This is a genomic window from Pararhizobium gei (assembly GCF_029223885.1).
In the GTDB taxonomy this organism is placed as follows: Bacteria; Pseudomonadota; Alphaproteobacteria; order Rhizobiales; family Rhizobiaceae; genus Pararhizobium; species Pararhizobium gei.
The window spans coordinates 245,204-271,879 of record NZ_CP119410.1; the positions used below are offsets into that span (position 1 = coordinate 245,204).

General features: G+C 58.8%; 32 protein-coding genes. 10 read left to right on the top strand and 22 right to left on the bottom strand.

What is annotated here, in order from left to right:
- Positions 1-174 carry a hypothetical protein gene (locus PY308_RS22210; protein ID WP_275791343.1) on the bottom strand — a complete coding sequence of 58 codons (174 nt, stop codon included), beginning with the start codon at positions 172-174 and terminating at the stop codon, positions 1-3.
- A gap of 456 nt (positions 175-630) precedes the next feature.
- Between PY308_RS22210 and PY308_RS22215 the strand changes: the two genes are divergently transcribed.
- The 3 genes from PY308_RS22215 (at position 631) to PY308_RS22225 (ending at position 1,892) form a co-directional block, all read left to right on the top strand.
- On the top strand, positions 631-939 hold the full coding sequence (locus PY308_RS22215; protein ID WP_275791344.1) for a DUF736 domain-containing protein: 309 nt from the start codon (positions 631-633) through the stop codon (positions 937-939).
- Positions 940-1,261: 322 nt separating this feature from the next.
- On the top strand, positions 1,262-1,426 hold the full coding sequence (locus PY308_RS22220) for a hypothetical protein (RefSeq protein WP_275791345.1): 165 nt from the start codon (positions 1,262-1,264) through the stop codon (positions 1,424-1,426).
- A gap of 292 nt (positions 1,427-1,718) precedes the next feature.
- Entirely contained in the window at positions 1,719-1,892 is a 174-nt protein-coding gene (locus PY308_RS22225; RefSeq protein ID WP_275791346.1) for a hypothetical protein, read from the top strand.
- A gap of 36 nt (positions 1,893-1,928) precedes the next feature.
- Here PY308_RS22225 and PY308_RS22230 read toward each other — a convergent pair whose 3' ends face one another.
- The 6 genes from PY308_RS22230 to traC all read right to left on the bottom strand — a co-directional run bounded on the left by PY308_RS22230 (position 1,929) and on the right by traC (position 5,658).
- Complete coding sequence (locus PY308_RS22230; protein ID WP_275791347.1) at positions 1,929-2,432, bottom strand: thermonuclease family protein; 504 nt, start codon at positions 2,430-2,432, stop codon at positions 1,929-1,931.
- Between the two features lie 64 nt (positions 2,433-2,496).
- On the bottom strand, positions 2,497-2,988 hold the full coding sequence (locus PY308_RS22235; RefSeq protein WP_338051095.1) for a WGR domain-containing protein: 492 nt from the start codon (positions 2,986-2,988) through the stop codon (positions 2,497-2,499).
- A 3-nt stretch (positions 2,989-2,991) separates the two neighbouring features.
- A complete protein-coding gene (locus PY308_RS22240) occupies positions 2,992-3,189 on the bottom strand; it encodes a hypothetical protein (RefSeq protein WP_275791348.1) in 198 nt (65 codons plus the stop codon).
- Positions 3,190-3,217: 28 nt separating this feature from the next.
- Positions 3,218-5,155 (bottom strand): Ti-type conjugative transfer system protein TraG, encoded by a 1,938-nt coding sequence (traG, locus tag PY308_RS22245; protein ID WP_275791349.1) that lies wholly within the window; start codon positions 5,153-5,155, stop codon positions 3,218-3,220.
- Positions 5,142-5,357, bottom strand: coding sequence for a type IV conjugative transfer system coupling protein TraD (gene traD, locus PY308_RS22250; protein ID WP_275791351.1), 216 nt, complete (start codon positions 5,355-5,357; stop codon positions 5,142-5,144). The genes traG and traD overlap by 14 nt, the downstream gene beginning before the upstream one ends.
- 4 nt (positions 5,358-5,361) lie before the next feature.
- Positions 5,362-5,658 (bottom strand): conjugal transfer protein TraC, encoded by a 297-nt coding sequence (gene traC, locus PY308_RS22255; RefSeq protein ID WP_275791352.1) that lies wholly within the window; start codon positions 5,656-5,658, stop codon positions 5,362-5,364.
- A gap of 250 nt (positions 5,659-5,908) precedes the next feature.
- Here traC and traA point away from each other — a divergent pair, with 250 nt between their 5' ends.
- From traA to PY308_RS22275, 4 genes are read left to right on the top strand one after another with little or no spacing between them, the layout of a single operon-like run.
- Complete coding sequence (traA, locus tag PY308_RS22260; RefSeq protein ID WP_275791353.1) at positions 5,909-9,232, top strand: Ti-type conjugative transfer relaxase TraA; 3,324 nt, start codon at positions 5,909-5,911, stop codon at positions 9,230-9,232.
- Positions 9,229-9,795, top strand: coding sequence for a conjugative transfer signal peptidase TraF (traF, locus tag PY308_RS22265; RefSeq protein ID WP_275791354.1), 567 nt, complete (start codon positions 9,229-9,231; stop codon positions 9,793-9,795). Before traA ends, traF begins: the two co-directional genes overlap by 4 nt.
- On the top strand, positions 9,785-10,951 hold the full coding sequence (locus tag PY308_RS22270) for a conjugal transfer protein TraB (RefSeq protein ID WP_275791355.1): 1,167 nt from the start codon (positions 9,785-9,787) through the stop codon (positions 10,949-10,951). The genes traF and PY308_RS22270 overlap by 11 nt, the downstream gene beginning before the upstream one ends.
- A 17-nt stretch (positions 10,952-10,968) precedes the next feature.
- Positions 10,969-11,580 (top strand): TraH family protein, encoded by a 612-nt coding sequence (locus PY308_RS22275; protein WP_275791356.1) that lies wholly within the window; start codon positions 10,969-10,971, stop codon positions 11,578-11,580.
- 32 nt (positions 11,581-11,612) lie between these two features.
- Here the strand turns inward: PY308_RS22275 and PY308_RS22280 are convergent, their stop codons facing one another.
- The 3 genes from PY308_RS22280 to PY308_RS22290 all read right to left on the bottom strand — a co-directional run bounded on the left by PY308_RS22280 (position 11,613) and on the right by PY308_RS22290 (position 13,374).
- Positions 11,613-12,233: an RES family NAD+ phosphorylase gene (locus tag PY308_RS22280; protein WP_092938373.1), complete on the bottom strand. Its 621-nt coding sequence runs from the start codon at positions 12,231-12,233 to the stop codon at positions 11,613-11,615.
- Complete coding sequence (locus tag PY308_RS22285) at positions 12,234-12,989, bottom strand: XRE family transcriptional regulator (RefSeq protein WP_275791357.1); 756 nt, start codon at positions 12,987-12,989, stop codon at positions 12,234-12,236.
- A 133-nt stretch (positions 12,990-13,122) separates the two neighbouring features.
- The gene (locus tag PY308_RS22290; protein WP_275791358.1) at positions 13,123-13,374 is read right to left on the bottom strand and encodes a type II toxin-antitoxin system VapB family antitoxin; all 252 of its coding nucleotides are present in this window, start codon (positions 13,372-13,374) and stop codon (positions 13,123-13,125) included.
- Between the two features lie 304 nt (positions 13,375-13,678).
- Here PY308_RS22290 and traR point away from each other — a divergent pair, with 304 nt between their 5' ends.
- On the top strand, positions 13,679-14,383 hold the full coding sequence (gene traR / locus PY308_RS22295) for an autoinducer-binding transcriptional regulator TraR (RefSeq protein ID WP_275791359.1): 705 nt from the start codon (positions 13,679-13,681) through the stop codon (positions 14,381-14,383).
- Between the two features lie 15 nt (positions 14,384-14,398).
- Here the strand turns inward: traR and PY308_RS22300 are convergent, their stop codons facing one another.
- Positions 14,399-14,698, bottom strand: a complete 300-nt coding sequence (locus PY308_RS22300; RefSeq protein ID WP_275791360.1) for a transcriptional repressor TraM — start codon at positions 14,696-14,698, stop codon at positions 14,399-14,401.
- Between the two features lie 552 nt (positions 14,699-15,250).
- Here PY308_RS22300 and PY308_RS22305 point away from each other — a divergent pair.
- Positions 15,251-15,970 (top strand): helix-turn-helix transcriptional regulator, encoded by a 720-nt coding sequence (locus tag PY308_RS22305; protein WP_275791361.1) that lies wholly within the window; start codon positions 15,251-15,253, stop codon positions 15,968-15,970.
- Positions 15,971-16,087: 117 nt separating this feature from the next.
- Positions 16,088-16,750, top strand: coding sequence for an acyl-homoserine-lactone synthase (locus PY308_RS22310; RefSeq protein ID WP_275791362.1), 663 nt, complete (start codon positions 16,088-16,090; stop codon positions 16,748-16,750).
- Positions 16,751-16,790: 40 nt separating this feature from the next.
- Here PY308_RS22310 and trbI read toward each other — a convergent pair whose 3' ends face one another.
- Genes trbI through trbB form a run of 11 tightly spaced genes read right to left on the bottom strand, consistent with a single transcriptional unit; the run spans position 16,791 to position 26,296 of the window.
- The gene (gene trbI / locus PY308_RS22315) at positions 16,791-18,071 is read right to left on the bottom strand and encodes an IncP-type conjugal transfer protein TrbI (RefSeq protein WP_275791363.1); all 1,281 of its coding nucleotides are present in this window, start codon (positions 18,069-18,071) and stop codon (positions 16,791-16,793) included.
- 12 nt (positions 18,072-18,083) lie between these two features.
- Positions 18,084-18,527 (bottom strand): conjugal transfer protein TrbH, encoded by a 444-nt coding sequence (gene trbH / locus PY308_RS22320; protein WP_275791364.1) that lies wholly within the window; start codon positions 18,525-18,527, stop codon positions 18,084-18,086.
- A 3-nt stretch (positions 18,528-18,530) separates the two neighbouring features.
- A complete protein-coding gene (gene trbG, locus PY308_RS22325; protein WP_237681286.1) occupies positions 18,531-19,325 on the bottom strand; it encodes a P-type conjugative transfer protein TrbG in 795 nt (264 codons plus the stop codon).
- Positions 19,326-19,376: 51 nt separating this feature from the next.
- Positions 19,377-20,039 carry a conjugal transfer protein TrbF gene (locus PY308_RS22330; RefSeq protein ID WP_133037040.1) on the bottom strand — a complete coding sequence of 221 codons (663 nt, stop codon included), beginning with the start codon at positions 20,037-20,039 and terminating at the stop codon, positions 19,377-19,379.
- Positions 20,040-20,060: 21 nt separating this feature from the next.
- Positions 20,061-21,242 (bottom strand): P-type conjugative transfer protein TrbL, encoded by a 1,182-nt coding sequence (gene trbL, locus PY308_RS22335; protein ID WP_434064273.1) that lies wholly within the window; start codon positions 21,240-21,242, stop codon positions 20,061-20,063.
- Positions 21,236-21,529: an entry exclusion protein TrbK gene (gene trbK / locus PY308_RS22905; protein ID WP_338051096.1), complete on the bottom strand. Its 294-nt coding sequence runs from the start codon at positions 21,527-21,529 to the stop codon at positions 21,236-21,238. Before trbK ends, trbL begins: the two co-directional genes overlap by 7 nt.
- Positions 21,415-22,218, bottom strand: coding sequence for a P-type conjugative transfer protein TrbJ (gene trbJ / locus PY308_RS22345; RefSeq protein ID WP_275791366.1), 804 nt, complete (start codon positions 22,216-22,218; stop codon positions 21,415-21,417). Before trbJ ends, trbK begins: the two co-directional genes overlap by 115 nt.
- A complete protein-coding gene (locus tag PY308_RS22350; protein WP_275791510.1) occupies positions 22,211-24,646 on the bottom strand; it encodes a conjugal transfer protein TrbE in 2,436 nt (811 codons plus the stop codon). Before PY308_RS22350 ends, trbJ begins: the two co-directional genes overlap by 8 nt.
- A gap of 10 nt (positions 24,647-24,656) precedes the next feature.
- Positions 24,657-24,956 carry a conjugal transfer protein TrbD gene (locus PY308_RS22355; protein ID WP_147182446.1) on the bottom strand — a complete coding sequence of 100 codons (300 nt, stop codon included), beginning with the start codon at positions 24,954-24,956 and terminating at the stop codon, positions 24,657-24,659.
- Positions 24,949-25,341 (bottom strand): TrbC/VirB2 family protein, encoded by a 393-nt coding sequence (locus PY308_RS22360; RefSeq protein ID WP_275791367.1) that lies wholly within the window; start codon positions 25,339-25,341, stop codon positions 24,949-24,951. Before PY308_RS22360 ends, PY308_RS22355 begins: the two co-directional genes overlap by 8 nt.
- The gene (gene trbB / locus PY308_RS22365; RefSeq protein WP_275791368.1) at positions 25,331-26,296 is read right to left on the bottom strand and encodes a P-type conjugative transfer ATPase TrbB; all 966 of its coding nucleotides are present in this window, start codon (positions 26,294-26,296) and stop codon (positions 25,331-25,333) included. Before trbB ends, PY308_RS22360 begins: the two co-directional genes overlap by 11 nt.
- Positions 26,297-26,676: the final 380 nt, after the last annotated feature.

The following is a 26,676-nucleotide window of genomic DNA, read 5'->3' on the forward strand; positions in this document are numbered from 1 at the left end:
TCAGTCGCGGTTGTCACCGCCTGTGGCGACCGCGTGATCCATGTCCCGTTCGTCCTTGAGACCTTGTGCGATGTCAGCATCCAGCCTTCCCCAGATTGACGGTTTTTGAGCGTCGGGTTTGGGTTTGCGGGTCGGTCTACGTTCGACAATAAACGGCTTGGTCTGCTGGCGCATTGATCCTCCAGGTGGCAATTCGCGAGTGCAACGATATCGCACAGGGTAAGTTGGGCAAGTGGGCCGATGATGCGAGGGGCTCGTGTCCCCCGACAGAAGCAAGCAACGACGGTCGAAGCGGGGGATGGCGCAAGATGCCATTCGTGCCCGGGCGAGAGCGGCGGAACACCATTGCCATATCCCTTCACGTCAGAGTTTCCGGCAACCCATCTGCGGGCTCGATGAGGCATGTCTGACCGGAGACCGGCTGCGCCTCGATCGTTTTCCCGCAACGGCTAGCCGCAGATTTCTTACCCCGGAAGGCTGCGCCTTTCTCCTCGCCCACTAACAAATCTGCGACTTGCCGCCCTCCATTTCATTCCGGCCCTATTGGGTGCGGTCCGATCGTCACCGGTCTTTTGACAGCTATCGAGGTCGCGATGGGCGCGGCCCGAACACGAGAAAAGGAATACGACAATGGCAACCATCGGCACATTCACCTCCACCGAAAACGGCTTCACCGGCTCCATCCGCACGCTCGCCCTCAGCGTCAAGGCCCGCATCGCCCGGGTCGAGAACCCCTCCGACAAGGGCCCGCAGTTCCGCGTCTACGCCGGCAGCGTCGAGCTAGGTGCCGCCTGGCAGAAAACCTCCGAACAGGGCCGCGACTACCTCTCGGTCAAGCTCGACGATCCGAGCTTCCCAGCTCCGATCTACGCAACGCTCGCCGAAGTTGAAGGCGAGGATGGCCTCCAGCTCATCTGGTCCCGCCCGAACCGGGACTGATTGACATCACGGGGCTCCGCCGTCGGCGGAGCCTTCTCCTTTGCCGAGAAGTCAAAGCAGGACCCGGTATCGAGCCAGGTCCTGCTTTTTTGGTGGCATACGGAAACGGGGGATAGCTGCTCAGATCTGTCGAGGATGCCGGGTCGGAATGACGGCCTCAAGGACGAGCGGTTCCCCCAATTTCGCGCGAACGCTCATTGAGCGCCCGCACGAAATCGGCTCCCCCACTCGCCACCGCTGGCGGTCGCATCCGCGATCCCTGACCCCGCCATCCCGTCCCGCCCTGCCAAATCGTCTTTCACAAACTCAAGGAGATGAGACGATGACGATCGAACAGCACATCGAAGAACTGCGCGCCGAGCTCAAGAACGCATGCGACGCTGCGGAGCGCCGCGAGATCCAGACCGAGCTGGACCTGGCTCAAGCGGAGTTGGCAATCATCACGGCAGGGCAGGACGGAAGCGTCGATGCCGAGCCGCCCTTCTGAGGGCGGTAGACTACACAGCCAGGCGTGGTCTCTGTGTAAGGTGTCGAAAGGCGGAGACATTGCACGGTGTCCTTGTCGAGCGAGGCCATCGACATCAGGGATGTTGCAGTCCGGTCGTCGGGCAGCAACTCATCGCCATCAGAATTTTCCCCGCCGCTTCGCGTCTTCTCGCGCGCCAAAATTCAGATGTCGATAAGTCCTCCGCTTCGCTGCGGCCGTACCGATGCAACCCTCCTTGTCCCGGCCTGCGGCAGATCCCTGCGATGTCCGCAATCGACAAGGAGAAACCACCATGCAACGTCTCGCGCAATTCCTCGCAGCCACCGGCCGTCAACTCCGCAACCTTGGCAAAATCATCTGTCACTTTTTCCGGAAGGGCAAACTCGGCCTGAAGCTCGCGATCAAGATCCCGTTCTTCGTCGAGATCGAGATCTCCTTTGAAACAGATTGGAGCAGGCGCCGATAACGGCGTTGTGCAACGGCCAGCAATCGTGGGCCGGTTTCAGCACCAGGGCTGTCTACGGCCCGTCCAGGTTCTGGCCAGGCCTTCCGATACGAGGATATCGCCGAGGCTCCTGCCGTCACGGATGAGGACGCGGAGCTTGCGACCGTATCTGTCTTCGTCGCGTCCGGGCCATGCGCGAAGCTTGACGGAACCCTGATTGACCAGTTCGATCAGGCGATCGGTCGCTCGATTTCCAAGCGCCAGCTCCGTTGCGCATTTCGGCTCGCTGATCTCGGGAGCGTCGATATCGGCAATGCGGATTTTTGCGCCCTCAATCCAGAGAGTATCTCCGTCCACGACGCAGGCGAAGCGATCACCACCGAAACATTTCCGGTATGTCGTCTCCGGACTGATGACCAAGCTCGCAGCCTCGGCGACTGGAACGATCCCAAATATGTGAGCGCCCAGCGCACAGCCGGATACTGCGATCGAGACGATGATCTTTCTCACGGGATAACGGAACTCTGGCCGAAGGCTATGGTCATTCTTCTGCAATTCCATGGGTCTCAATTTGAGTTCGATCCGTCAGAGATGGTTTTCATATCGCTCTTCGGTGAAGCTGGCGCTAAGGCCGCTGCAAGCTGTCCCGGTACGTATGTTGCGCCGAGTTGATTGTACGGTATCCCCGGTGGCGTTTTTGCCTGACGAGATCGAGGAACAATTCAACCGCGTCTTTCTCTTGCTCGAAGTGATGAACCTTTAGCTGGCCTCTGGTTCCGATGCGTCCCCAGCGCCGCATAAGACAGGCCTCTCCGAAGAGGGTCGGTTCGATCGACATGGCATAGAAGCGCGCCATGTTGTTCTCGGCGTCCGTGCGTTCGATATAGAGGCGATATGGCTGGGCGATCATGGTGAGAGAATCGCGCAATTGGGCCCATGCGTCCAACGACAGTTGTGAATCGATGGTCGCGGAACGATTCAGTTTTGTGAAGTATGGACAGAAGGAGCGCGGGGCGGTCCGCCTTTGGCGTACGGCTCTATTCGCTGGAGCGAACGAAGCCCGGCTGTGGTCTTCGCCGATCCCGGTAACGATCCTCCCGCGATAGCCGACTGCCATTGATCAGTATCCCAGGTAACCGAGAATATCGGCGCCGCAATCGTTGGCTTGCTGGTCTGGCTGAGCGATGAAATCACCGGTCGTGACATCTACTAAAGCCCTATCGCTATTGCGAACGATTGCCTCAATTTGATGGATGCGGCATTCTTCGATGGCCGCTTCTGCCGTGACCTGTGCCTCGCAGGCTTCCCAATATCTCATCTCCCGATCTCCGGATCTGGGTTCTCCCTCAGACCTTGATTTCCAATGGTCCACGGTTTCCATGGAAGCGGTTATCGCCAACGCAGGACTTCATGTCGGCTCGCCGGAACCACATCGCGCGACCGCATCGAAGCGGCGCATTTCCCCCGGTGAACACAATCTGCTCATCGGCACGCATGCACAGGACTTCGTGCGGCTGGATCAATGGTCGGCTGGCAAGTTGCTTTGATCGGGTTCGTGACGAACCCCTCGCCTGAAAGCTGCGGCTGACCTGATCGATCTCGACCGTCGTTGTTCCACAACGCCGGGAGATATAGTCCGCGGTCTCCGGATCGTTGATCGCTGAGAAACTGATCCAGCTCGCGCTTTCGAACCACTTGCTGGTGGCGTCGCGTCCGCCATAGGTTTCGCGCATCTGGCCGATCGACTGATAGATCATCAGAAGCGTGATCCCGTACTTGCGGCCGGCATCGCGTGCCGTCTCAAGGATCCTCATGAAACCCAGGCGCGCGACCTCGTCGAGAAGGAACAGAGCGCGTCCCGGCATCGCTCCGTCACGATTATAAATGGCGTTCAGGAATGAGCCGATGATTACCCGCGCCAGACCTCCATTGGTCTCCAGCGTTTTAAGATCCAGGGCGACGAACACGTCGGTCTTTCCCGACGCGATGTCATCGGTCGAAAAGGTCGAACCGGACACGAGACCGGCATAGTTCGGATAGCTCAGCCAATGTGTTTCTTTGATCGCATTGGCATAGACGCCGGAGAAGGTTTCGGGCGTCATGTTCACGAACGCTGCCACGTTCTCCTTCACAAAATCGGACTCGGAGTTGTCGTAGATTTCCTGAAGCCGCGCGCGCAGCTTCGGCTCCGGTTCCGAGAGGTTCATGCGCACTGTCCGCAGCGTCTGATCCTTTTTTTCCGTATGACCGGAGAGGCAGACATCGGCGATGATCGCCGTCAGCAGCTGCAAGCCGGATGCCCGAAAGAAATCGTCCCGTACGCCGCTGGCGCGGCCGCTTTCGCTCATAATCCACGAGGCGACCGCGGCGATATCCTCTTCCTTCGTCCCGCCATGCTGACCGATCCAGTCGAGGGCATTAAACCCGATATCGGGATGCTTCGGGTCGAGCACGATCACATCACGGCCGGCCTTAATCCGGTGCGCCTTAACCATCGGCGCCACCTCATTGGATGGATCAAGGACGATCAGCGTGCCGCCCCATTTCAGCGCCGTTGGAATTGTCACCGACGTGGTCTTGAAACCGCCGGAGCCGGCGAACACGATGCCATGTGAGGATCCGAACGAAGCATCGAAGCAGAGCAGCGGTGACTTGCCCCCGGCGCCCCATGTTTCAGGCAGATCGGCCCGGAACGAGAGTGCCGCTGTGCTATCGCGATCGACACGATATCGCTCGCCGATGACGATGCCGCCACCCTCTGCGAACAGCTTCCCTGCTTCCGGCAGTTTCATCCATTCCGCCTCGCCATGCAGCGCACGTTTACCCCGGATTCGTTTCGGCTCGGAACGCGAGAATGCCGCGTTGCCGATCACCGCTACCCGCAGCGCGAAGATGCCGGAGAAGAGAGCTGCCGCAGCACCTGTCATTGTTGCCGGATCGATATAAGACAGGATCGGCCGGACCGCTGGCAACTCTCCGGCAAATTGCGAAAGCCGTATTCCTTCCCGAACGATGGCGAGTGCAATGACGGCCACCGATCCTGCCACGCCGCCCCACCCTGCGGTCTTGATATTGACCGATCCCTGGGCACTGAGGAGAAAGATCAGCCCGATCGCAGTGCTCGCGATATAGGGCAGCGACAGTCCAATTCGGCCGAGGGTCAATTTCGCCTCTGCCGTTTTTCCGAACGTCGCAAGCCATTGTTCGATCCCCGGCAACGCGAGGGCGATGGCAATCATCATCAGCGGCGGGACAACGGCGAGCAGGATCCTAGTCGCTGTCATTGCCGAATGCCTCCGCGCCGATTGCGGTCAGACGGGATCGCTCCGCCTCATCGTCCTTGATTTTCTTTTGCGCTTCGATCAGCACACCCAACAGAAGCGCGCGTTTCTCATAGCGCAACCCGGCTTTGACGATCAGGCCGCCCAACTCGATCTTCTCGCGAGCGTCCTTCTTTCTGGCCTCTGCTGTGGTCAGCCGCTGCATCCGCTCAAGCCTCGCCAGCCTGGCTCGTAGCCGCGCCAGCGCTGAGCGACGTGGCCGACGATGTTCCGGTCGCTCCAGCGGCACCCTTTTCTTTTCCGTTCGATCCGGCTTTCGTTCCGCGAAACCGCTTTGCAACGTCCTCGAAAGCTGCCTGAAGGTCGGCGTCGTCGACTTCGATCTCTCCAAGTCCGGCCTTCAGCGCAATGCGGCCGATGCGTTCGGCGTCACGCGTTTCCGCCTGCTTCAGCTGTTCCTGCAAGCGGGCAAGTTCTTCGCGGATTTTGGACATTGGCTTCTTCATCGGGATGCAATCTCCAGTGATATCCGTGGAATGGTGGGATGAGAGTCCCCGATTTTTCCCCGGCAGGACAGGTACAAATTTGTACCTCGCCAAAGCGTCAGCATTTGGCGAATGATCCCGCCGCTCGACAAGAGCGGATCCAAGGGCGCAATTATACGTCGCTGACGCGACGTTCTGCTTTTGCCCCCTGGCGGGGCCACCTCTTGCGATCAACCTGTTGATTTCGTTCGCAAGAAGGAGCGCTCCACCCGTGGCCGTCCCGCATTTCTCAGTTAGCATCGTCGCCCGTGGCTCTGGCCGCAGCGCAGTGCTGTCTGCGGCCTACCGGCACTGCGCCAGGATGGAGTATGAGCGGGAAGCACGCACAATCGACTACACCAGGAAGCAGGGTCTTCTGCACGAGGAGTTCGTGATCCCTGCCGATGCGCCAAACTGGCTGCGCGCCATGATTGCCGATCGATCGGTCTCGGGAGCCTCAGAAGCGTTCTGGAACAAGGTCGAGGTGTTCGAGAAGCGGGTCGATGCCCAGCTTGCCAAGGATGTGACCATCGCGCTGCCGATCGAGCTATCCTCCGAGCAGAACATCGCGCTGATGCGAGACTTCGTTGCCGAGCATATCACGTCGAAGGGTATGGTCGCGGACTGGGTCTATCACGATGCACCCGGCAACCCGCATGTCCACCTGATGACGACATTGCGGCCTCTGAGCGGGGACGGGTTCGGTGCCAAGAAGGTCGCTGTTCTTGGACCAGACGGCCAGCCCATTCGCAACGACACTGGCAAAATCATCTATGAACTCTGGGCGGGTGGCACCGAGGACTTCAATTCCTTTCGTGATGGATGGTTTGCTTGTCTGAACCGGCACCTGGTGCTTGCCGGGCTGGATATCCGCATCGATGGCCGATCCTTCGAAAAGCAGGGTATCGACCTGACACCGACCATTCATATCGGGGTCGGCGCGACAGCTATCGAGCGAAAATCGGAAACGGAAAACGGGCCGGCCACAGCCCGGTCACGGAAGCTCGAGCGGATCGAATTGCAGGAGGAGCGGCGCGCGGACAATGTCCGGCGCATCCAGCGCAATCCCGGTATCGTGCTCGATCTGATCACCCGGGAGAAGAGCGTTTTCGACAACCAAGACGTCGCGAAGATCCTCCATCGCTATGTCGACGACGCAGCTCTCTTCCAGAGCTTGATGGCGCGGATCATGCAGCATCTGGACGTGCTGCGTCTCGACCGCGAGCGGATTGATTTCGGCTCAGGCGTGCGTACGCCGGCTCGGTTCACCACGCGTGAGATGATCCGCCTTGAGGCCGAGATGGCAAACCGGTCGATCTGGCTGTCCCAGCGATCGTCACACCGCGTCCGGCAGAAGATCATCGAAGCGGTGTTCGCGCGCCATGAGCGCCTCTCGGATGAGCAGAAAACGGCCATTGAGCGTGTCGCAGGTCCTGAGCGGATTGCAGCCGTGATCGGCCGCGCTGGCGCCGGCAAAACCACAATGATGAAGGCGGCGCGCGAGGCCTGGGAAGCGGCCGGGTATCGTATCGTTGGTGCCGCCCTGGCGGGGAAGGCTGTCGAAGGATTGGAAAAGGAAGCGGGTATTCTTTCCCGTACACTATCCTCCTGGGAACTGCGCTGGGCTCAAGGTCGCGACCATCTCGATGACAAGACCGTTATGGTTCTGGACGAAGCCGGCATGGTCTCTTCGAAACAGATGGCGCAGCTTGTTGAAGAGGCAACGGTGCGCGGGGCAAAGCTCGTTCTCATCGGTGATCCCGAACAGCTGCAGCCGATCGAGGCAGGTGCCGCCTTCCGCGCCATCGCTGATCGCATCGGCTACGCCGAACTCGAAACCATCTATCGCCAGCACGAGCAATGGATGCGCGACGCTTCGCTCGATCTCGCCCGCGGCAACATCGCCAAGGCTGTCGCATCCTACAGCGCAAACGGTCGGATGATGGGATCGACCTTGAAGTCGCAAGCCGTCGAAAACCTTATTTCCGATTGGAACCGTGAGTACGATCCGTCACAGTCCTCGCTGATCCTCGCCCACCTTCGCCGCGACGTGCGGATGCTTAATGCCCTGGCGCGCGCCAAGTTGGTGGAGCGCGGACTTGTCGATGGTGGTCACGCCTTCAAGACGGAAGACGGTATCCGTCATTTTGCCGCTGGCGACCAGATCGTCTTCTTGAAGAATGAAGGCTCGTTGGGCGTCAAGAACGGTATGCTGGCAAAGGTCGTTGATGCGGCTCCCGGGCGTATCGTGGCCGAGATCGGCGAAGGTGAGCACCGGCGGCCGATCAGCGTAGAGCAGCGGTTCTACAACAACGTCGATCACGGATACGCGACGACGATCCATAAGAGTCAGGGAGCGACCATCGACAGGGTCAAGGTTCTGGCCTCGCTCTCCCTTGATCGTCACCTGACCTATGTGGCGATGACCCGTCATCGCCAGGATCTCGGCGTCTATTATGGCTCCCGGTCCTTCGCCAAGGCGGGTGGCCTTGCCGAGCTTTTGTCGCGCAAGAACTCCAAGGAAACCACGCTCGATTACGAGAAGGGCGCCTTCTATCGCGCGGCCCTTCGCTTCGCCGACATGCGCGGCCTGCATCTGGTCAATGTCGCGCGCACCCTCGTTCGCGACCGCCTCGACTGGACCGTTCGGCAGAAACAGAAGCTCGTCAATCTCACCGCCCGCCTGGCGACGATCGGCGCACAGCTCGGTTTAAAGCGCCCGAATACCCATGTGACCCCGAAACCCTTCATGGAGGCCAAGCTAATGGTATCAGGCATCACGACGTTCCCGAAATCGATCGACCAGGCCGTTGAGGATCGTCTGACTGCCGATCCCGGTTTGAAGAAGCAATGGCAGGAGGTCACGACACGCTTTACCCAGGTCTTCGCCGAGCCGGAGACCGCGTTCAAGGCGGTCAATGTCAATGCCATGCTGAAAGATCCGGCAAGAGCGCAGACAACGCTTGCGAAGATCGCAGCTGAGCCGGAAAGGTTTGGAGCGCTCAAGGGCAAGACCGGCATCTTCGCCGGAGCGAATGAGAAGGCCGCGCGCGAAACGGCGCTTGTCAACGCGCCTGCCCTGGCGCGAAACCTCGAGCGCTATGTGACGGCGCGCGTCGAGGCGGAGCGCAAGCATGAAGCGCAAGAGCGGGCAATCCGTCTCAAGGTCTCCATCGACATCCCTGCCCTCTCGCCATCGGCCAAGCAAACGCTTGAGCGGATCCGCGATGCGATCGATCGCAACGATCTTCCCGCCGGTCTCGAATATGCGCTGGCCGACAGAAACGTGAAAGCTGAGCTTGAAGGCTTTGCCAAGGCTGTGTCCGAGCGTTTCGGAGAACGTAGCCTGCTGCCGATCTCGGCAAAAGTTGCAAACGGCGAGACCTTTCACAAATTGACGGCCGGGATGAACCCTTCGCAGAAAAGCGAAGTGCAGTCGGCCTGGAACAGCATGCGCACTGTGCAGCAACTCGCCGCGCACGAGCGCACCACGCTGGCGTTGAAGCAGGCTGAAACAGCGCGGCAAACCCAGACAAAGGGGCTTTCCCTCAGATGATCATGATGATGCTTGAAGGTGGCACGGTGCCTCGTCAACGTCGCCGCGCCTGCGTCACGTTATCCGTGGCAGCCGGTCTGTTGATCGTCCTCTTTGCGGCCGGTTGGATTGGTGGTCTGCGCGTCAACACGACCCCGAGTGAGCCGCTCGGACTCTGGCGCATCGTTCCGCTCACGCGTGCCGCCGGGTCCGGGGAAACGGTTTTCGTCTGCCCGCCTGACAATGTCACCATGCGCGAGGCGAGGCAGCGCGGATATCTCCGCCCGGGACTTTGCCCCGGTGGGTTCGGACCGTTGATCAAGACCGTTATCGCGGTGGCGGGACAGCGCGTGGACGTCACCGATCGTGTCGCCATTGATGGCGTACCGATCCCCCGCTCTCGCATCATAGAGAGGGACGCACAGGGGCGATCTCTTCGGCACGATCTAAGCGGAATGGTGCGAGCCGGAGAGGTGTATTTGCACTCAGACTTCATCGGCTCATGGGATTCCCGGTATTTCGGGCCGGTGCCTGTTTCAGGCGTGCTCGGTCTGGCGCAAGAGGTGTTGACCTATGCGCCGTGAGATCATGATGACTGCCGTTCTCGTCCCGCTTGCCGTGGTGGTCGGTACGATCGGCTGGAGCGGCCAGGCGGCCCTGCTGCCTGCGGCAACCTTCTTCCCGCTTCTGTGGGCGCGATCACCAACGCGGATCGCAGCGGCCGTCGTCGCGGCCGGCTATTTCCTGGCGGCGTCACGGGGTTTGCCATCCGGCGTCGCACAGTTCTTTGCTGCGGATCTCTGGGTCGGCCTCAGTTTCTGGGTCGCGGCGGCATCGTCTTTCGTTGCTGTCCATGCGGCGCTTTGGACGATGCGGTCGGGCTCGGCAAAATCAGCACGCTATCTGCTCATCTTGGCTCTCACCGGTCTGCCGCCACTCGGCATCACAGGCTGGGCGCATCCGCTGACGGCGGCCGGCATACTGTTTCCAGAATGGGGATGGTGGGGGCTTCTCGCGTTGACAGCCGGCCTGATCGGTCTCGTAACCCGGATCGGGCGGGCTATCGCCATTGCCCTGTCAGGTCTATGGCTTTGGTCCGCCGCATCGGGGACAAATCAGATTCTACCGGAGGGGTGGCGTGGTGTCGACCTTGAAATGGGCGCGAGTCTCGGCCGCGATCAGTCCCTTCGACTTCAACGTGACCTGGTGACGGCTATTCGGCAGGCTGCCGGAACACGAGAGACCGTCGTCGTGCTTCCCGAGAGCACACTGGGCTTTTGGACGCCAACGCTTGAACGTTTCTGGCGGAATGAGCTGCAAGGAACGCACGTGACTGTAGTCGCCGGCGCGGCGGTCGTCGATGCGGTTGGCTACGACAACGTCATGGTGGCCATCGATGCGCATGGGGGGCGTGTCCTCTATCGCGAGCGCATGCCTGTGCCGGTTTCGATGTGGCGTCCATGGGAGCGATGGACAGGAGAGACTGGCGGCGCCCGCGCCAACCTCTTGGCCAATCCTGTCGTCGAGGTCGCGGGCCGAAAGATCGCGCCTCTTATCTGCTACGAGCAGCTCGTACTGTGGCCCATTCTCCAGTCGATGCTACACCGACCCGACGCGATCGTTTTGATCGGCAATGGCTGGTGGACGACGGGTGGCAACATCGTCGCCATCCAGCGCGCGAGCGCCAAAGCCTGGTCCGTCCTGTTCGGCGTCCCCCTTGTGATTTCCTTCAATACCTGAACTTTGGAGCCTTCGTCATGGATGCTGCCTTTATCGCGGAATGCGCCGATCCCTCGCTGAAACCCGCCATCGTCGAGCAGTTCGTAGCCGCTGTCGGTCAGGGCGATCCGCTGGCCGTCACCGTCAAAGCCGGAGGGCGGCTCATCCCTGTACCAAAACCGAAGACGGCCGACGAGGCTATGGAGATCATACGCCAGTATGTCGGGCAGGCCGTCGTGCGTGTGGGCCTTACACAGTTCCCGGCGGGTGTCGGCGTGAAGGACGCATCCGAGTTGAAACCAGATCTGATGGAGCCTTGCGAAAATCTTCGCATGGGGACGAAGATGTTTTCAAAGATCATGCGCATCGTTTCACAGTGGTATGGCAACCCAACGAGCAAAGAGGTGCTTCCACAGATCTTCGAAGATGCCGTTTACGCCTGGAACACCGGCCAGTTCGAGGGGCAAAGCGTGTTTCAGGCGCAGGATCCAGGAGGAACAATCGTCGATCGGAAGGAAGTTTCTTCGGATGCCGCGGACAAACCTGCGGATGCTAACCCCTCCCAGAGCGAAGGGGAGCCCCTAGACGAAAAAGAGGTTGGGACTGCGGGAATTCGGGTCGATTTGTCCCGGATCGGTGGGCAGAAGTAGTGCTGGATCCGACTTCGACGACAGGTAAAATATCAGGGATCAGGTTCGACAATTGCGACATTGAGGTCGTTTAGTATATCAGCCAGACCCGGCGCGCGGATCAGCTTCGTCGTGCGGACCGCCTTCAGTTTTCCAATAGCTCGATCGAACAGTGCAAGGTTGGTGTGGCCGTTGAGCCGAGACGGGTAGATGATGCCGTCCACCTGGCTGTCGTGTTCATTGAAGGCGACCGCCCACTTCCGTGCGAGGGATTGCTTTGAGCCCTTCGCGACATCCGTCGGCACACCCATCTTGATCGGCCCGTCGTCTCGAAGATCGACCATCATCAGCGGATTGATGACCTCGATCTCTGCGAAATTGCGGTCGTACAATTCGGATTCAGCTATCGGCAGGTCGCCGAGGACCCCATCGCGTTGATCGCGCAAGACGGCTTCGAGAAAGCACACCTTCACCGTATCGCCCAAATAGAGCACCCCGAACCGGTTAGCGAATTTGCGCCGGCGTGGATCGCTGAAACGGCTCGGCGTTTTACCGAAGCCCAGTGGATCAGGGTAGGTGCCCAGATAGATGCGACCGAACCGAAGTCCGGCTGCGACCGTATGCAGGTGAAGGCTTGCATTTGCAAAGCCGGGAGGCGGCAGAGTACGTGCCATTCAGCGGAAATCTCGACCAATGCTCTCGACAACCTCGAGCGCTTGCTCGGTCCGTCCCCGCTCCAATGCCTCGCGACCTGTCAGTCCGTCCAGCTCTCCGTGGGGCTGGACCAGGAACCGGTAAACCGCCCAGGCTCCGCCCAGTCGCTCCTGGAGCGTTGCAAGCGCTGCAAACGGCTTGCCATCGGCATCGATCTGCCAATCCGGGAAGCGAAAGCCGCGTTTCGCGCCATCCAGCCCCAATACCAGTCCGGTCTGGCGCTTTGAATTCACCGTTACCCTTGTCGTGCCAAGCAGCTTGGCGAATTCGTCGGCATTCAGCATGTCAGTGCCGCTGAGGACCTCAGCAGCCTTTATGCGTCCCCGCGCCCGTGCGGCCAACAACGCCTGCTCCAACTCCGGATCCAGTGCATCGTTCTCCTCTACGACAGGCACCGTTGTCATTTCCACCGCCTCAACGGGAGTGACAACCATCTCACCTTCGGAATCGACATCGACACGGAAGCTGACCGGGTGGCCAGCAGAACGGCTTTTTGCGATCGCTTGACCATATTCCTGGAGGAGCGCCTTGACGCGATTGGGATTGCCGGTCAGGGCTTTTGATGCATTGTCCGGGATCTTGATCTTGAAGGCGGCTCTCCCCTTCGCCAGCGGGGCGGCGCCTGTGGTCAGGAAAAAAGCCATGGATTCAGCGCCCGGTTTTTCGCGCCCGCTTGCACCGTCACGTATGCTGGTTTTGGACTTCAGAGATGCCATCTCTCACCCTCCGTTCGGAGAGCTATATATGGCAAGGTTGGTTAAGTTCGTCAAGTTGGTAAAGCCGTAGTGCTCCTGATCTTCTGTGTCCTGATTGCGGCTACGTGGACGACTGCGGAGTGATCGACGACAATCATGGTTGATGCAGGTCGTCGAGGATTTCTTTCGGGGATGATGTATCAAGCAGCGGTAGGGCAGAAACCTTTTCCCCGATCGCTGTCATCTGTTCGACGGTCATCCGATGTCTCACAGGCAGGTCGCCGAAAACCCCGATGGCCTGAGCTTCACGTTCGAGGGCAGCGCGTATGATATCGTCCGGTCTGCGCCCGACACGGGCCGCAATTTCCCGGGCAAGCTGTTCGGTGTCGTGGGTAAGCTGCAACATGGGTTCGCTCTAAATGGGTCCTTCCATGTAAAGCATTTCGCAAAACAATGACAGATTTCTGCTCAGGGGCCATGAAGCTGAGATCGCTTGGCCAATTGTGAGCTGACACGTTTTCCGCGAGTAAGCAAAATCCGTGGTTTGCAATTCCAAGAAAACGATTTAGAAAACCATTCCATCATGGTCAACTTACGCGATTGAATATGCTCATTCTTTACCAGGTCACTGTTCGCGCGCGTCGCGGTCCCTCTGACTGCCGACGCACTTCGCCACCGCGGAACGGGTGCGATTTACAGGGAGAGTATGGATGACAAACTGGGTCGAGAAACTGCTGGATATCACTGTGATCGGAAACGATCAGTCCATGGTCAAGGGCGCACTGGCCAATCTTGCTGATCGGTTCGATTTTGTGGGCTATGCCTTCGTCAACATTCGTCCGGGGCAGACCTATGCGGTCTCCAACTACGATATCGACTGGCAGAAAATCTATGACACGCTGGACTACCGGTTCATCGATCCGGTCATGCGGCAGGCCCAACTGATAAGGCGCGCTTTCGCCTGGTCCGGCGAAGCCGAAAAGAGCTCGCTGTCAAAAGAGCAGAAAAACTTCTTTTCGAAAGCCGCTGATTTCAACATTCGCTCGGGCGTTTCCATCCCGGTCGCCACCGCCAACGGTGCCATGTCCATGCTGACCTTTGCATCGGCGAAGCCTTCTCTTGCCAGTGATATGGAGATTGATGCCATTATGGCTGCATCAGCGGTCGCTCAACTTCATGCCCGTCTTGAGCACATGCGTGTCACGCCCTCCATCGAGGAAAAGATCGTCCTGACGCCGAAGCAGGTGAACTACATTCGCTGGCTGTCGCTTGGCAAAACCGTCGAGGTGATCGCTGAGCTGGAGCAGGCAAAGTATGCTGGCGTCCGCTCTGCGATTGACGATGTCAGAACGCGCTACAATCTGGCCAATCATGCGCAGGTGGTGGCTTTGGCTATCCGACGCGGCCTGATTTAGGCTGATGTGGCGTTGTCAGGCCTTGGGCGTATAGCCTAGAATGTGCAGGAGGGTGGTCAGCACCGACATTTGCGCGTGCATCCTGATGGTTGCTTCGAGATAGGCAATATGGGTATCGCCAACAAGCTCCTTACCGGCTTTAACGTCAGCCGGCAGTTCATTGAACAGATTTTCTGCCCGCTCCAATAGATCCCGATGTTCGCGGATTGCATTGATCGTGAGACGTTCGATGAGCGGTGACGGAAGCCCATGCAGGAGGCCTACCAGCGGCTTCAGATCGACTGCCTCGCCATTCAATCGGTCGTCGGCGTCCATGTTCAACTCCCAAAACAGGAATGCGCGGTGCGCCCCCGCAAAGTTCCTGACCCCTGGCGATCGGGGAGTTAGTAACCGAGCATGCGCCGGCCCATAGACCTTTAGTTCCGAGGAACCTGGACATACGTCCACGGCTCCCCGACCATAGGTCGAGGAATTCGGCGCCCTAACGGCGGACGCCAAACCGGCATGCGTCGGGTTACTAAGCCCGGAGGCAGCGCGTACTGCCTCACCAGCGCTTATAGCGACCTAACCTCATCCGCACCACCGCAGATTTGTTGGCGTCCGAGGTCGGCTCGCGGCCAGCGATTGAAGAAGGAGACTGCGTCGTTGTCGCTTTGGTGTCCAAAATGAAACGGGTGATCGTCCAATAGTCGAACGAAATTAACCTCGGCATTGCAATGCCTCTCTTCGCCGGAAAGTTGCGTTTGAACCACGAAAGCAATCAGGCTACAGCACGATCCCTTGAAGTTCTGCATCGCCGCCGAACTCGTTTGGCTGATCATTCGATCTCTGCGGCGGATTGTCAGGTCGCAGTGCTGGAAGCGGATATTGACACGATCTCTCGCCGATTTTTCCGACGTCAAAGAGCGCCTTGCAAAGACGGGCTCGGTGACCGAAGCGCTCCATTTCATACAGTCGGTCTATCGCGTCGATTTCATAACCTACCATCTCGCTTCGACGGTGATCGGTGATTTTGACGCCCCGTTCGTGCGCACGACCTACCCGGATGCGTGGGTATCCACCTATCTGTTGAAGGGCTATGTCACCATCGATCCTGTCGCGCGGGAGGGCTTTTTGCGCCAGCTGCCATTCGATTGGCGAGAACTCGAAGTCGCGCCCGAGATGCTGATGTTTCTGGAAGACGCAATACGCCATGGGATCGGCCGTTTTGGTTTTTCCATCCCGATATCGGATAAAGCCGGCCGTCGCGCCATCCTCTCTTTGAATTCGAACGTCTCCGCCGAAGACTGGGAGGATCTGGTCAGTGCTCATCGGAGGGAATGGGTCGATCTCGCGTATCTCGTCCACCAGATGGCAGTGTTCGAGCTACATGGAGCGAGCGATCCGATCCCGGTCTTGAGTCCGCGGGAACGTGAGTGCCTCTACTGGAGCGCGCTCGGCAAGGATTACAACGATATCGCGCTTATTCTCGGCCTTTCCCATCACACGACCCGCAGCTACATCAAGTCGGCGAGGACAAAACTCGGTTGCGCTACGATCTCGGCGGCGGCCACTCTTGCCCTGAAGCTGCGCGTGATCACGATATGAGCCGATCGCACGCCAGCCTTTGACAATACCCGCATATGGGTCTGACCATATGCGGGAATATCTGGCTCCTCCGCCAGGCGGCATCTTCCAGCCAGTATCAACAGCTGGAGACAAACCTTGTTCATTCTGGTTCAAGCGCATCAGTACACCCGTTATCAGGCTCTCATGGATCAGGCATTTCGCCTGCGCAAACGTGTGTTTCACGATCAACTCGGTTGGGCCGTGACAATCGACGGTGATTGCGAGCGCGACGAGTATGATGCTCTGCGGCCAGCTTACCTGATGTGGTGCAATGATCGCGCGGATCGCCTTTATGGAACGCTGCGGCTGATGCCAACCACCGGCCCAACGCTTCTCTACGACGTCTTCCATAACACGTTTGCGGGTGCAAACCTGATTGCACCTGGCATCTATGAGGGAACGAGAATGTGCCTCGATGAGGAAACACTTTCCGAGGATTTCCCGAGGCTGGAAACGGGTAAGGCTTTCGGCATGCTGCTGCTGGCGTTGTGCGAATGCGGATTGTCGCACGGTATCGAGACGCTGGTCTCAAACTACGAGCCGCACTTGGCGCGCGTCTATCGTCGGGCGGGGCTCGCCGTTGAAGAGGTTGGCCGCGCAGAAGGCTATGGTCGCTCTCCGGTTTGCTGCGGTGTTTTCGAAGTTTCAGAGGAGGTTCGCACGCGCATGCAGCAGGCGCTTGGCGTCGCGGCTCCCCTCTATGCAGGATATCGGCCGCGCAAAATTGCGGACAGCGAGACCGTGCGCATATCGGCCTGATCCAGGAGTTGGCCAAAAGGCGGTTGCGACAACGTCTGCCTCAACCGCCATAATTTCCGGGAAAGACAATATCTTGGTCGACGAGAACGTTGAACTTGTAGCCCGGCCGGATTTGGATGGTGGGCTGAACATTCAAGTTCTTGGAAATCGTCTGCTCCGCGACGCGGCCGAAGGTCTCCGCAAAGTTCCGGCGTGCCGCGTCAGAGGCTGTATCCTGTGTGGCGAGGGTGGAACTCTCCGGAACCGCCATATCGATGCCAGTACCAATCAGTGCAACAAGCGCCGCCGAACCGAAGGTGCGGAAATAGTGATTATTGACCTTGTCAGAGAACCCGCCATAGCCCTGCGAGTCCGTTCCAGCCATGCCGCCGATCTGCAGTGTCGAGCCATTCGGGAAGATGACATCCGTCCAGACGACCAGAACGCGGCTTTGGCCAAACGAGACCTTGCTGTCATAGCGTCCGAGTAATTTGGTACCTTGCGGAATGAGAAGAAAATGCCCCGTGGCGCTGTCGTAGATGTGCTGGCTCACCTGCGCGGTAATCCGGCCCGGCAAATCGGAGATGATACCGGTGATCATCGTCGCAGGGATGACGGAGCCGCGTTTCAGTTCATAGCGTGACTGCTGAGGTACAACCTGGTTCGGCAGGTAGCCGAGATCCTTGATGTCGGCGTTGAAGAAATCTTCCTTCGAAGTCTGCCCGTTCGGATCGGCATTCTGGCCCATGGCCGCCGCATAGAGATCGGAGGCACCGTTATTGGTGGCCGGCTGCCGGTCTGTTGTCCTGGTGTCGTTGGAGATATTTCCCAGCTCCGAGATTTTGAGCTTCAGCGGCGAGTCAAAGGCAGTGGCACGCGCCTGAAGGCTGGCCATCCGCTGTCGCTGCTGTTCACGCAGGACTTGTTCGCGCTGCTCGCGGCGAAGTCGGGCCAACCATTCTTCTTCCGACTCCATTTGCGGTCGGCGCTCTTCCCGTGCCTGCTGCTTTATCTGCTCTTCTTCAATCGGCTTGGCTTCCACCTTTGTCTGGGTTGTGGGCGTGGGCTGGAATACGGACTGCTCTTCGCGATCCCCGATGATGCCGTCTTTCACCCCGCGCTTCATCTGATCAGCGAAGGTCGAGGCCGGGACGTTCGAGCCTGCTTCATCCGGAATTCTGTCGCCGAACCGCAGTCCCCTGGATGAGATGCCGTAGACAAGGACACAGGCGACGACGACTGCGATACCGATGCCAAAGAACACCGGCAGGCGATTGAGCCGTTTCATGCCCTTTTCCTGCGAGGCGCTGCTCGGATTGCCGAGCTGGAGCGACTGGACCATATCTGTCTCTCCTCAGTTTCGCTTCATTAATGAAAGCGGGCTCGCCGGCGTGGCGCCACCAGATGACACCGAATAGGCCCGCCCAAGCTCGAGTGTCTCGCTGGAAAGCCTCACGAGTACCTGTCCGTCAACGTCGATCAACGAATATGCCAGCTCGATCGGTTTGGCGGTGTTCTTCACGGAGCGTGCCTTATCATCCGTCACGACAGTGAAACCCCACCCTTTTAACGCGGCCTCGAGCGCGGTCGCGAAATCCGAAGTGTCGTTGTGAAGCCTGATCGGCGCGGCGGTTGACCCTGCCTGCTCGGCGTAACGTCCAGCCATGTCGCCGGCGATCGCGCTTGCCACGGGACCTGTTACCGTCGAGGGCGCGGCGCTCGTCGTGAGCGCGTCTGTTCCGGTCTGGCAACCAGAGAGAAGAACGGCAGCAACAATAGGAAAATGGCAAAGGCGCATCGATCAGCCTCCCCGCCGGATGGTGATTTTCTGCTGACGCCAGCCGACGCCCGAAACAAGGACAGCCTTGTCGATATTGTAATCGACGATCATCATGTCGTTCTTCATCCGGTAGTTTACGATCCGGTTTTGCCCGCCAGAAACTACGAAGAGGACCGGCGCATCCTGACCGGAGAGCGTTCGCGGAAACTGTATGTAGGTCTTCTGCCCATCCGAATAGACGCGCTTCGGCTTCCAGGGCGCGCTGCCGCTCAGCGAATAGGCGAAGGCAAGTTGCTCTGGCGGTACGCCGCCGTCGGAATTGGTCATCGTCTGAATTCGAGCGTTGATGTCGGACAATCTCGTCGCGGCCTCTTCCGGATACTCGAAGCCGACCCGGGCCATATACTGGTTTGGATGCGATTTGAGCTGAATATGATAGGTGCGCCTCGACGTCGTCACCACCATCGACGTCACCAGACCCGCTTCAGACGGTTTGACGATCAGGTGAATTGCCTGGCCCCCTGCAGCACCGGATGTGGCCGGCTCGACCTTCCAGCGCACCGTGTCCCCAACAAGCACGTCGCGGACAATCTCCCCACCCTGAAGCTCGATGTCGCAGACCTGTAAAGGTGAGCAAACGACAGAGGGCTGCGTCTCACCGAACAGAAAGATGACTTTTCCGTCGGCACCAGTTGTTACCAGTCCCCGCTGCCCACGCCATTTGTTGGAGAGGGTGGTTCCTTTCGCCTCATTCGTCGTCAGGCTCTGGGCAAAGCCCGATGTCGTCGCCGTGATCAAAAGCGCAAGTGCGGTCATGCAGCAAAGCGCTGCCCGATTTAACCTTGTATTCATTGAAGTCCCCTGCCCTTACAGTTGCGCGGTCCAGTCGAAGTCCTTGACATAGAGGCCGATGGGATTGAGCCGGATGGTCGCCTCGTCCTGGGGCGGGGTGATCGCCACCGTGGCTATGCCGCGAAATCGGCGTGTCGCGATTTCCTTGCCTTTGCGGTCCCGTTCGTACTCAGTCCAGTCGATCTGATAGGTCTGGTTCGACAGCGCGACGATGTTGTTCACCTCGATGGCGACGGTCGCATTCACGGCCTTTTCGAATGGCGAGTTGCCACGGAACCAGGCATTAATCTTCTGGGTCGATGGATCGCTTGTCCTGAGAAGCGCATAGGTCCTGTCGATGTATTGTTTCTGGACGACGGCATCCGGCGTGATCGAGCGGAAACTGGTGATAAAGCCGCCGAGCGTTGCCCGGATGACCCGGGCGTCGGCATATTCGATCTGCTGCGGAAATCCTGCCGAGACGGTGTTTCCGAGCTTGTCGACCTCGACGATGTACGGCACGAGTTTGACCTGCGTGCTCAGATACAGCGAGTAACTGAGACCGATCACCGCCATGCCGAGGCTCAAGATGCCGACCGTCCGCCATGCCGAGGCCGCCCTCACGTAAGAGCCGTATCGTTCCGACCATTCCTGCCTTGCGGCAAGATACGGGTTCTCCGGGGCGCGTTGCGCTGCCATATTATTTTCCCTGTCTTGAATTTACGATTTATCCTGCCGCTCCGGCGGCTGACCGGGTGAGGCTCCCTTGCCGCGAGCCTGGTCGAGCTTCGCGTTCGCTAGGCCAAGGATGGAGCCGGCATAGGCACCGGGCGACCCGATCGCCTTCTCCTTGGCTGCGGATCCTGCGGCCTGCCCGGCCGAGCCAAGGCCTGCACCCACTCCGCGAATAGCCGCTCCTCCAAAGGATGATCCGGCGGCCCGCGCCGCTTGACCTGCTGCAAATCCTGCTCCGGCCGCACCTGCGGCCAGGAAGGCTCCGCCAGTCGCGAAAGACGCCGCCTGCCCACCGTGCTGAATGGCTTCCATCCCGCCGGAAACCGACGCCCCCTGAACGACGCCCTGCATGATGTTTGGAACATACATCGCGATGATAAACACAACGACCGAGATGCCGGCGATCGCAAGTGTCGTGATGAACTGGTCGGTCTCGGCGGTTGGGGCCTGAGCAAGTCCCAAGAGGACACCGGAGCCGATTTTAGCGATCATGACCAACGCCATGAGCTTCATGCCAACGCCGAAAGCATAAACGAGATATCGGACAGCAAAGTCCTTGGTGAACGAGGATCCACCGAGGCCGAGCATAATCATTCCCGCGAGTAGGCCGACATACATCTCGACCATCACAGCCACGAAAATCGCTGCCACCAGCGAGAAGCAGATTACAACAATACCCATGGCGAGAACGGCTGCGATCGCAAGGGCATTATCCTCGAAGACACCGAACTTGGCCTGTTCCGACATCTGCGAAGCGACACGGATACCCGCATCGAACACCTCCGCAGGCGAAGCTGACCCGCTGCCGGCCCCGATCTGATAGAGACTATCGACAACAGCTTTGGCAAACGCCGGTCCCTGGGTCAAAACAAAGGCAAAAAAGCCGATGAACATGATCCTCCGCACAAGCTCAGCGAACCAGCTGTCGAGGGATGCCGACTGAATGGCGAGCCACACCGCGGCAATCCCTACCTCTATTCCGGCGAGGATCCAGAACAGAGACCTTGCCGCATCCATGATGGTTGTTTCCCAACCCTTGGCAGCGGAAGAAACCTGATTTTCAAGCTCTGTGAGGACTTGGCCCTGCTGTGCAAACGCAGGGCCGGCCAGCATAAGGCAGGCAAGTCCGGTTGCGAAAAAGATCAACTCGATCCGTGCCCTCACCATCTTGGACGCATTTCCTGGCCCTTTTCGATCGGGGGCAGGTCCTTTTTCACACCGAAAAACTTCTCACTCATTTTGGATGCGGACCGATCGTCGGATTTCATGATGAACACCGTTGCTGCGGACACCGAAGCCGCCGCGACCAAAAGCGCGCTAGCAATGACAACTGCGCGGCTCACCAGCGTGGCTCCATCTTCTGACCTTCGGGGACGGCACTGGTATCGGCGTTGAAGAACTTTTCTCGCCGAGCTTGTGCCAGATCCTTGTCGGTCTGCTCGCTTTGCAGCCACGTCCCCATCATCGTCATCTGCTGGGAGACGAGACCACGCAGCTTCTGCATTTGCGCAACCTGCTGCGCCGCAATTTCGTGGCCGACCTGGAGAGCTTTCATTTGGCCATCGGCCGATTCCGACATGTTTCGGAGGGAGCCCATCGTATCCTCCTCGCTGTCGAACTGGTCAGCCGTCAGGCTTGCAGCCTTGAGCGTGCTGGCGATGGTGTCGCGGTTGGTATCTGACCAACGGGCATAGTTCGAGGATAGGTCCGTCCCGTCGGCGGCGGCAGTCTGAAGATCAGCATAGGATTGAAAGCGCTGTTTCAGCACATCATCTGCGCTCCCCATCGAGAAAGAGATGCTCTGTCCTTGATCGACGATACTGCGGAGCTGATTGAGGTCGCTCTCCACCTGCCCCCAGATATGATCGGGCAGCTGCGCCGTGTTTTGCAGCATGTTTTCGTAGATGTTCAGCTGGTTTTGGATCTGCTCGGCCAACTGACTGATCTGTGTCAGCTGATTGTCGACTTGCAGGCCGGAGCTTTTAAGAAGGTCGACGAGCTGTGCATTGTTGGCAAGCTGTGTCCACTCGGTTGCAGCGCCCGTCGCTGAGCCAGCAAATGCCGGTGTGGAAGCGCCGGTTACAAATGCTGCAATGACAACGGTCGCGGATTTTCTTCTGAGCGATAGGATATGGTCAAGCATAGCGATTGATCCCTCTTTCATTGAGCCATTGGGTCGGCCAGTCTTTGCCGTAAGTTGAGAGAAGTTCCCGGATCCGAGCGAGGTCGGCTTTGCCGGAAGCACCGACGAAGGAGAGGGTGAGCGGCCCCAGCGCCATATCGAAAAGGCGGCGTCCGTCCGGCGACGTCACGTAATATTCCCGCTTTGGAATAGCGGCTGCGACGATTTCGATTTGGCGAGGATTAAAGCCGATGCGCTCATAGAATTCTCGTGTCCCGGACTCGCGGGCAGCCCCATTCGGGAGGCAGATCTTGGTTGGGCAGGATTCCTTCAGGACATCGATGATGCCCGAGCGCTCTGCGTCCGAAATTGACTGGGTGGCGAGAACGACAGCGCAGTTCGCCTTTCGCAGCACCTTCAGCCACTCGCGGATCTTGTCGCGAAAAACCGGGTGACCGAGCATCAGCCACGCCTCATCGAGAATGATGAGACTTGGTGCCCCGGTGAGCCGCTTTTCGATCCTGCGAAACAGATAGGTCAGCACTGGCACGAGATTTCGCTCGCCCATGTTCATCAGTTGCTCGATCTCGAAGCACTGGAATTGACCGAGGGTCAGCGAATCCTGTTCAGCGTCGAGAAGCTGACCCATTGGGCCATCGACAGTGTAGTGGTGCAACGCGTCCTTGATCTCCCGCATCTGCACGCCACTCACAAAATCCGACAGCGACCGGCCTGGAGCCCCCGCCATCAAACCGATCTGCCGAGATATGGCGTTTCGGTGGTCCGGGTTGACCGTGACACCCTGCAGGGAGACGAGTGTTTCGATCCACTCGGAAGCCCAGGCGCGGTCGGTATCGGTCGAGAGGTCGGAGAGAGGGCAAAAGGCAAGCCTAGCCCCCTCCCCTGCCTCGCCGCCGATTTCGTAATGATTGCCATCCACGGCCAGCGTCAGCGGCAGAATAGAGTTGCCTTTGTCGAAGGCGAAAACCTGCGCACCCTCATACCGGCGAAATTGCGCTGCGATGAGCGCGAGAAGCGTTGACTTGCCGGAACCGGTCGGTCCGAAAATCAGCGTATGCCCGACATCGTCCACGTGAAGGTTTAGTCGGAAGGGTGACGATCCGGAAGCCACCTGCGTCAGTGGCGGCGCGTCCGGTGGATAGAACGGGCAGGGCGCAAGCGGACTGCCCGACCAGACGGAATTGAGCGGGATCAGGTCCGCGAGGTTGCGGGTGTTTATCAGCGGTTCCCGGATGTTGCAGTACCAGTTGCCTGGCAGGCTCCCGAGGAACGCGTCAGTTGCGTTCAACGTCTCGATCCGCGCCCCAAATCCTTCAGCCTGGATTATCCGCCGAACGGACTCGGCTTTATTGGCAAGATTTTCTCTGCTCTCGTCGAATAGGATGATCACCGGCGTGTAATAGCCATATGCGACTAGCTGCGAAGAAGCCTCGGCGATCGCGTCTTCAGTCTCCGAGACCATGGCCATTGCATCCTGGTCAACCGATCGGCTCTGCGTCTGGAAGAGTTGGTCGAAGAAAGGCCGTACCTTCTGCTGCCATTTCTTGCGCGTGCGCTCCAACCGCTGTTTGGCTTCCTCAGCATCCAGAAAGATGAAGCGCGACGACCAGCGGTAGGTGAGCGGCAAGAGATCGAGGCTATTCAAGATGCCTGGCCAGCTCTCGGCCGGCAAACCGTCGATTGCAATGACGCTGAGGAACCGGTTTTCGACCTTCGGGGTAAGGCCGTGCTCCAGCTCCGCGGTCGCCAGCCAGTCCAAATATATGGGAATTTCTGGCAAACGCACCGGGTGATTTTCACCGGTAATGCAGAACCGGATGAACTGGAACAGCTCATCGTAGCGGGCAATACGGGCGCCATCGCGTTCCGGCACCTCACGCGTCCGCATACGGTCGATTGAGATGACGTTGCCGAGGTACTGCTCGATCTCTCGGATAGAGCGCCTGAAACTGTCGAGCACTGTGTCGGCATAGGTCGCCGTCCGGCTCTCAGTGTCCGAGTAGATATAACGCGTGACGCCAGATCGCCGGCGCTCGGGAGGGCGATATGTCAGGACGAGCGCATGCCGGCTCTCGAAATGCCCGCGCTCCTGTTCGAAGTGCTTGCGCCGCTCATCATCGATCATGCGGGTGACAGCATCGGGAAAATAACTGCGCTCCGCAGAAGGATAGTCGTTCGTTGGAATGCGCACAGCCTCGACTTGGATCATCCAGCCGGAACCCAGCCGCGAAAGGATCGTATTGATCTGACGGGACAGCTCGTTGCGCTCGAAATCCGTGGCGCTCTCGGAGTCAGGGCCGGCAAAATACCATCCCGCCATGAGACTTCCGTCCTTGAGAAGAATGATCCCGTTATCGACCAGTCCGGCATAGGGCACGAGATCGGCGAACGACGGTGCGGACGGACGAAGGGAACGCAAAGCGACCATCATTGCACCTCTAGAAACGTCGCCACGGCGAAGACGTGGGCAGGTAGTGATGCCGGTAGCGCAAATGCCGCACATAGACATGACGCATGAGGGGATCGGATTTTGCCATCATGCGCAGTGCGCCGACGATCACGAACCAGATGGCCATGCCGAACAGCGCGGAATATAGGGTGAGCACGACGAAGATCAGGATGATTGCCACCAGCCCTGTGACAAGCAGAAGCTCCCGGTCTGCCCCCATCAGCAGGTTCGGTCGTGAAAGAGCGCGGTGAATGCGATTGCGTTGGAGAGCGGAATGCGGCTCACCCATTGGCCCCCTCCCCTCTTGAAACGGACATCGGATGCGAAACGGTACCTGGCAAACTTGTGGCAGTGATGCCGATCGATGCGCCGGTCGCACCGAACAGTCCGACAATCGTCGTGGCCCCCAGCAGGATACCGGCGACCAGTACGATGTAGACGAGGCGTCGCGCGAAATCGTTGAGCTCGCCGCCGAAGATCAGCATTCCGCCGGCGATTGCCATGGCAGCCAACGCGATCGCTCCGGCAACCGGACCCGTGATGGACTCCTGGATCTGTTCAAGCGGCCCTTCCCATGGAAGACTTCCACCGGAACTGGCGAGGGCTGGCGCCGCAAGCGCCGTGCAAAACAGAGCAGCGAGTAGCCCGAGGCGAAAAGAGCGATTATGCAGCATGAATGTCCTCATCTATTTGAGCGTAATGTTCGGTCTGGTATCGGCTACCGCTGAAGCCCTCGACATTGATGACCTCTCGTACCCGTCTCCCCCTCCCCGCGCGCTCGATCGAAATGACAAGATCAACGGCCTCGCCGATCACAGCCTGCATCGGCTGCTGACTGACCTCGGCGGTCAATTGCTCCAGACGACGCAAGGCAGACATGGCAGTATTGGAGTGGACAGTGGTGACGCCACCGGGATGGCCGGTATTCCAGGCCTTCAACAGCGTCAGTGCGGCGCCATCGCGGACTTCGCCAACGATGATGCGGTCAGGACGGAGGCGCATGGTGCTCTTGAGCAACCGCGCCATATCGATCGTGTCACTGGTATGGAGGCACACTGCATTCTCTGCCGCACACCTGATTTCCGCAGTATCTTCAAGAATGACCATGCGGTCATCCGGTGCTGAAGCTATGATTTCAGCGATCACCGCATTGGCGAGGGTCGTTTTGCCTGAGCCCGTACCTCCTGCAATCACGATGTTTAGCCGGTTCGCGATAGCGCTCCTGATCACTGTCGCTTGTGCCTCTGTCATCACTTTGTCAGCGATATAGTCGTCGAGTGGGATCAGCCTGGAGGCTCTGCGCCTGATCGTGAAGGTTGGCGACGCTACGACTGGAGGCAGCAGTCCTTCAAATCGGTGCCCTCCAATAGGGAGCTCGCCGGAGATGATCGGTCGTCCGTCGTCCGCCTCTGATTGGAGAGCGTGTGCGACGGAGCCAATGATTGTTTCCGCTGCTGTCGCAGCCATCTCACCCGCAGGCGCAATACCCTGCCCTAACCGTTCGATAAAAACCCTTCCATCGGGGTTGAGCATGATTTCCACGACACTGGGGTCGTCGAGGGCGACACAAAGGCGGTCGCCCAAGGCTTCTTGAAGTTTGCGGACAAGGCGTGAGTGCGATTGCAGCATGGGTGGCACTGTCTCCTCGTTGGATGTTTCGAGAGGGAGACAAAACCGGAGCGGGAGGACATGTCCATCTACAAATTTGTACCTCGCGATTCTCCTTGGATTCCGTCACGGTCGCGCAAATCACTACGTCGGCCGCCTTTCAGATGCGTTGAGGCTGGCAAAAGGCTGTGGGAAGCCTCAGTGTGGCAGGTCAATTTAGCGGATCTAAGTATATGAAAATGCAACCTGATTGTAAATTTTCATCGCTTAGCCGCAACTGCGTTAAGGTTTTGTTAACCCAAAACTTCTTGCTCGAAAAACAGAATCGGCGCTATTTATCAGTGGCGGAATTTTTCAGGTTTCGCGAAAATTACCGCCAATGGCAAAAAATGGGTTTTGAG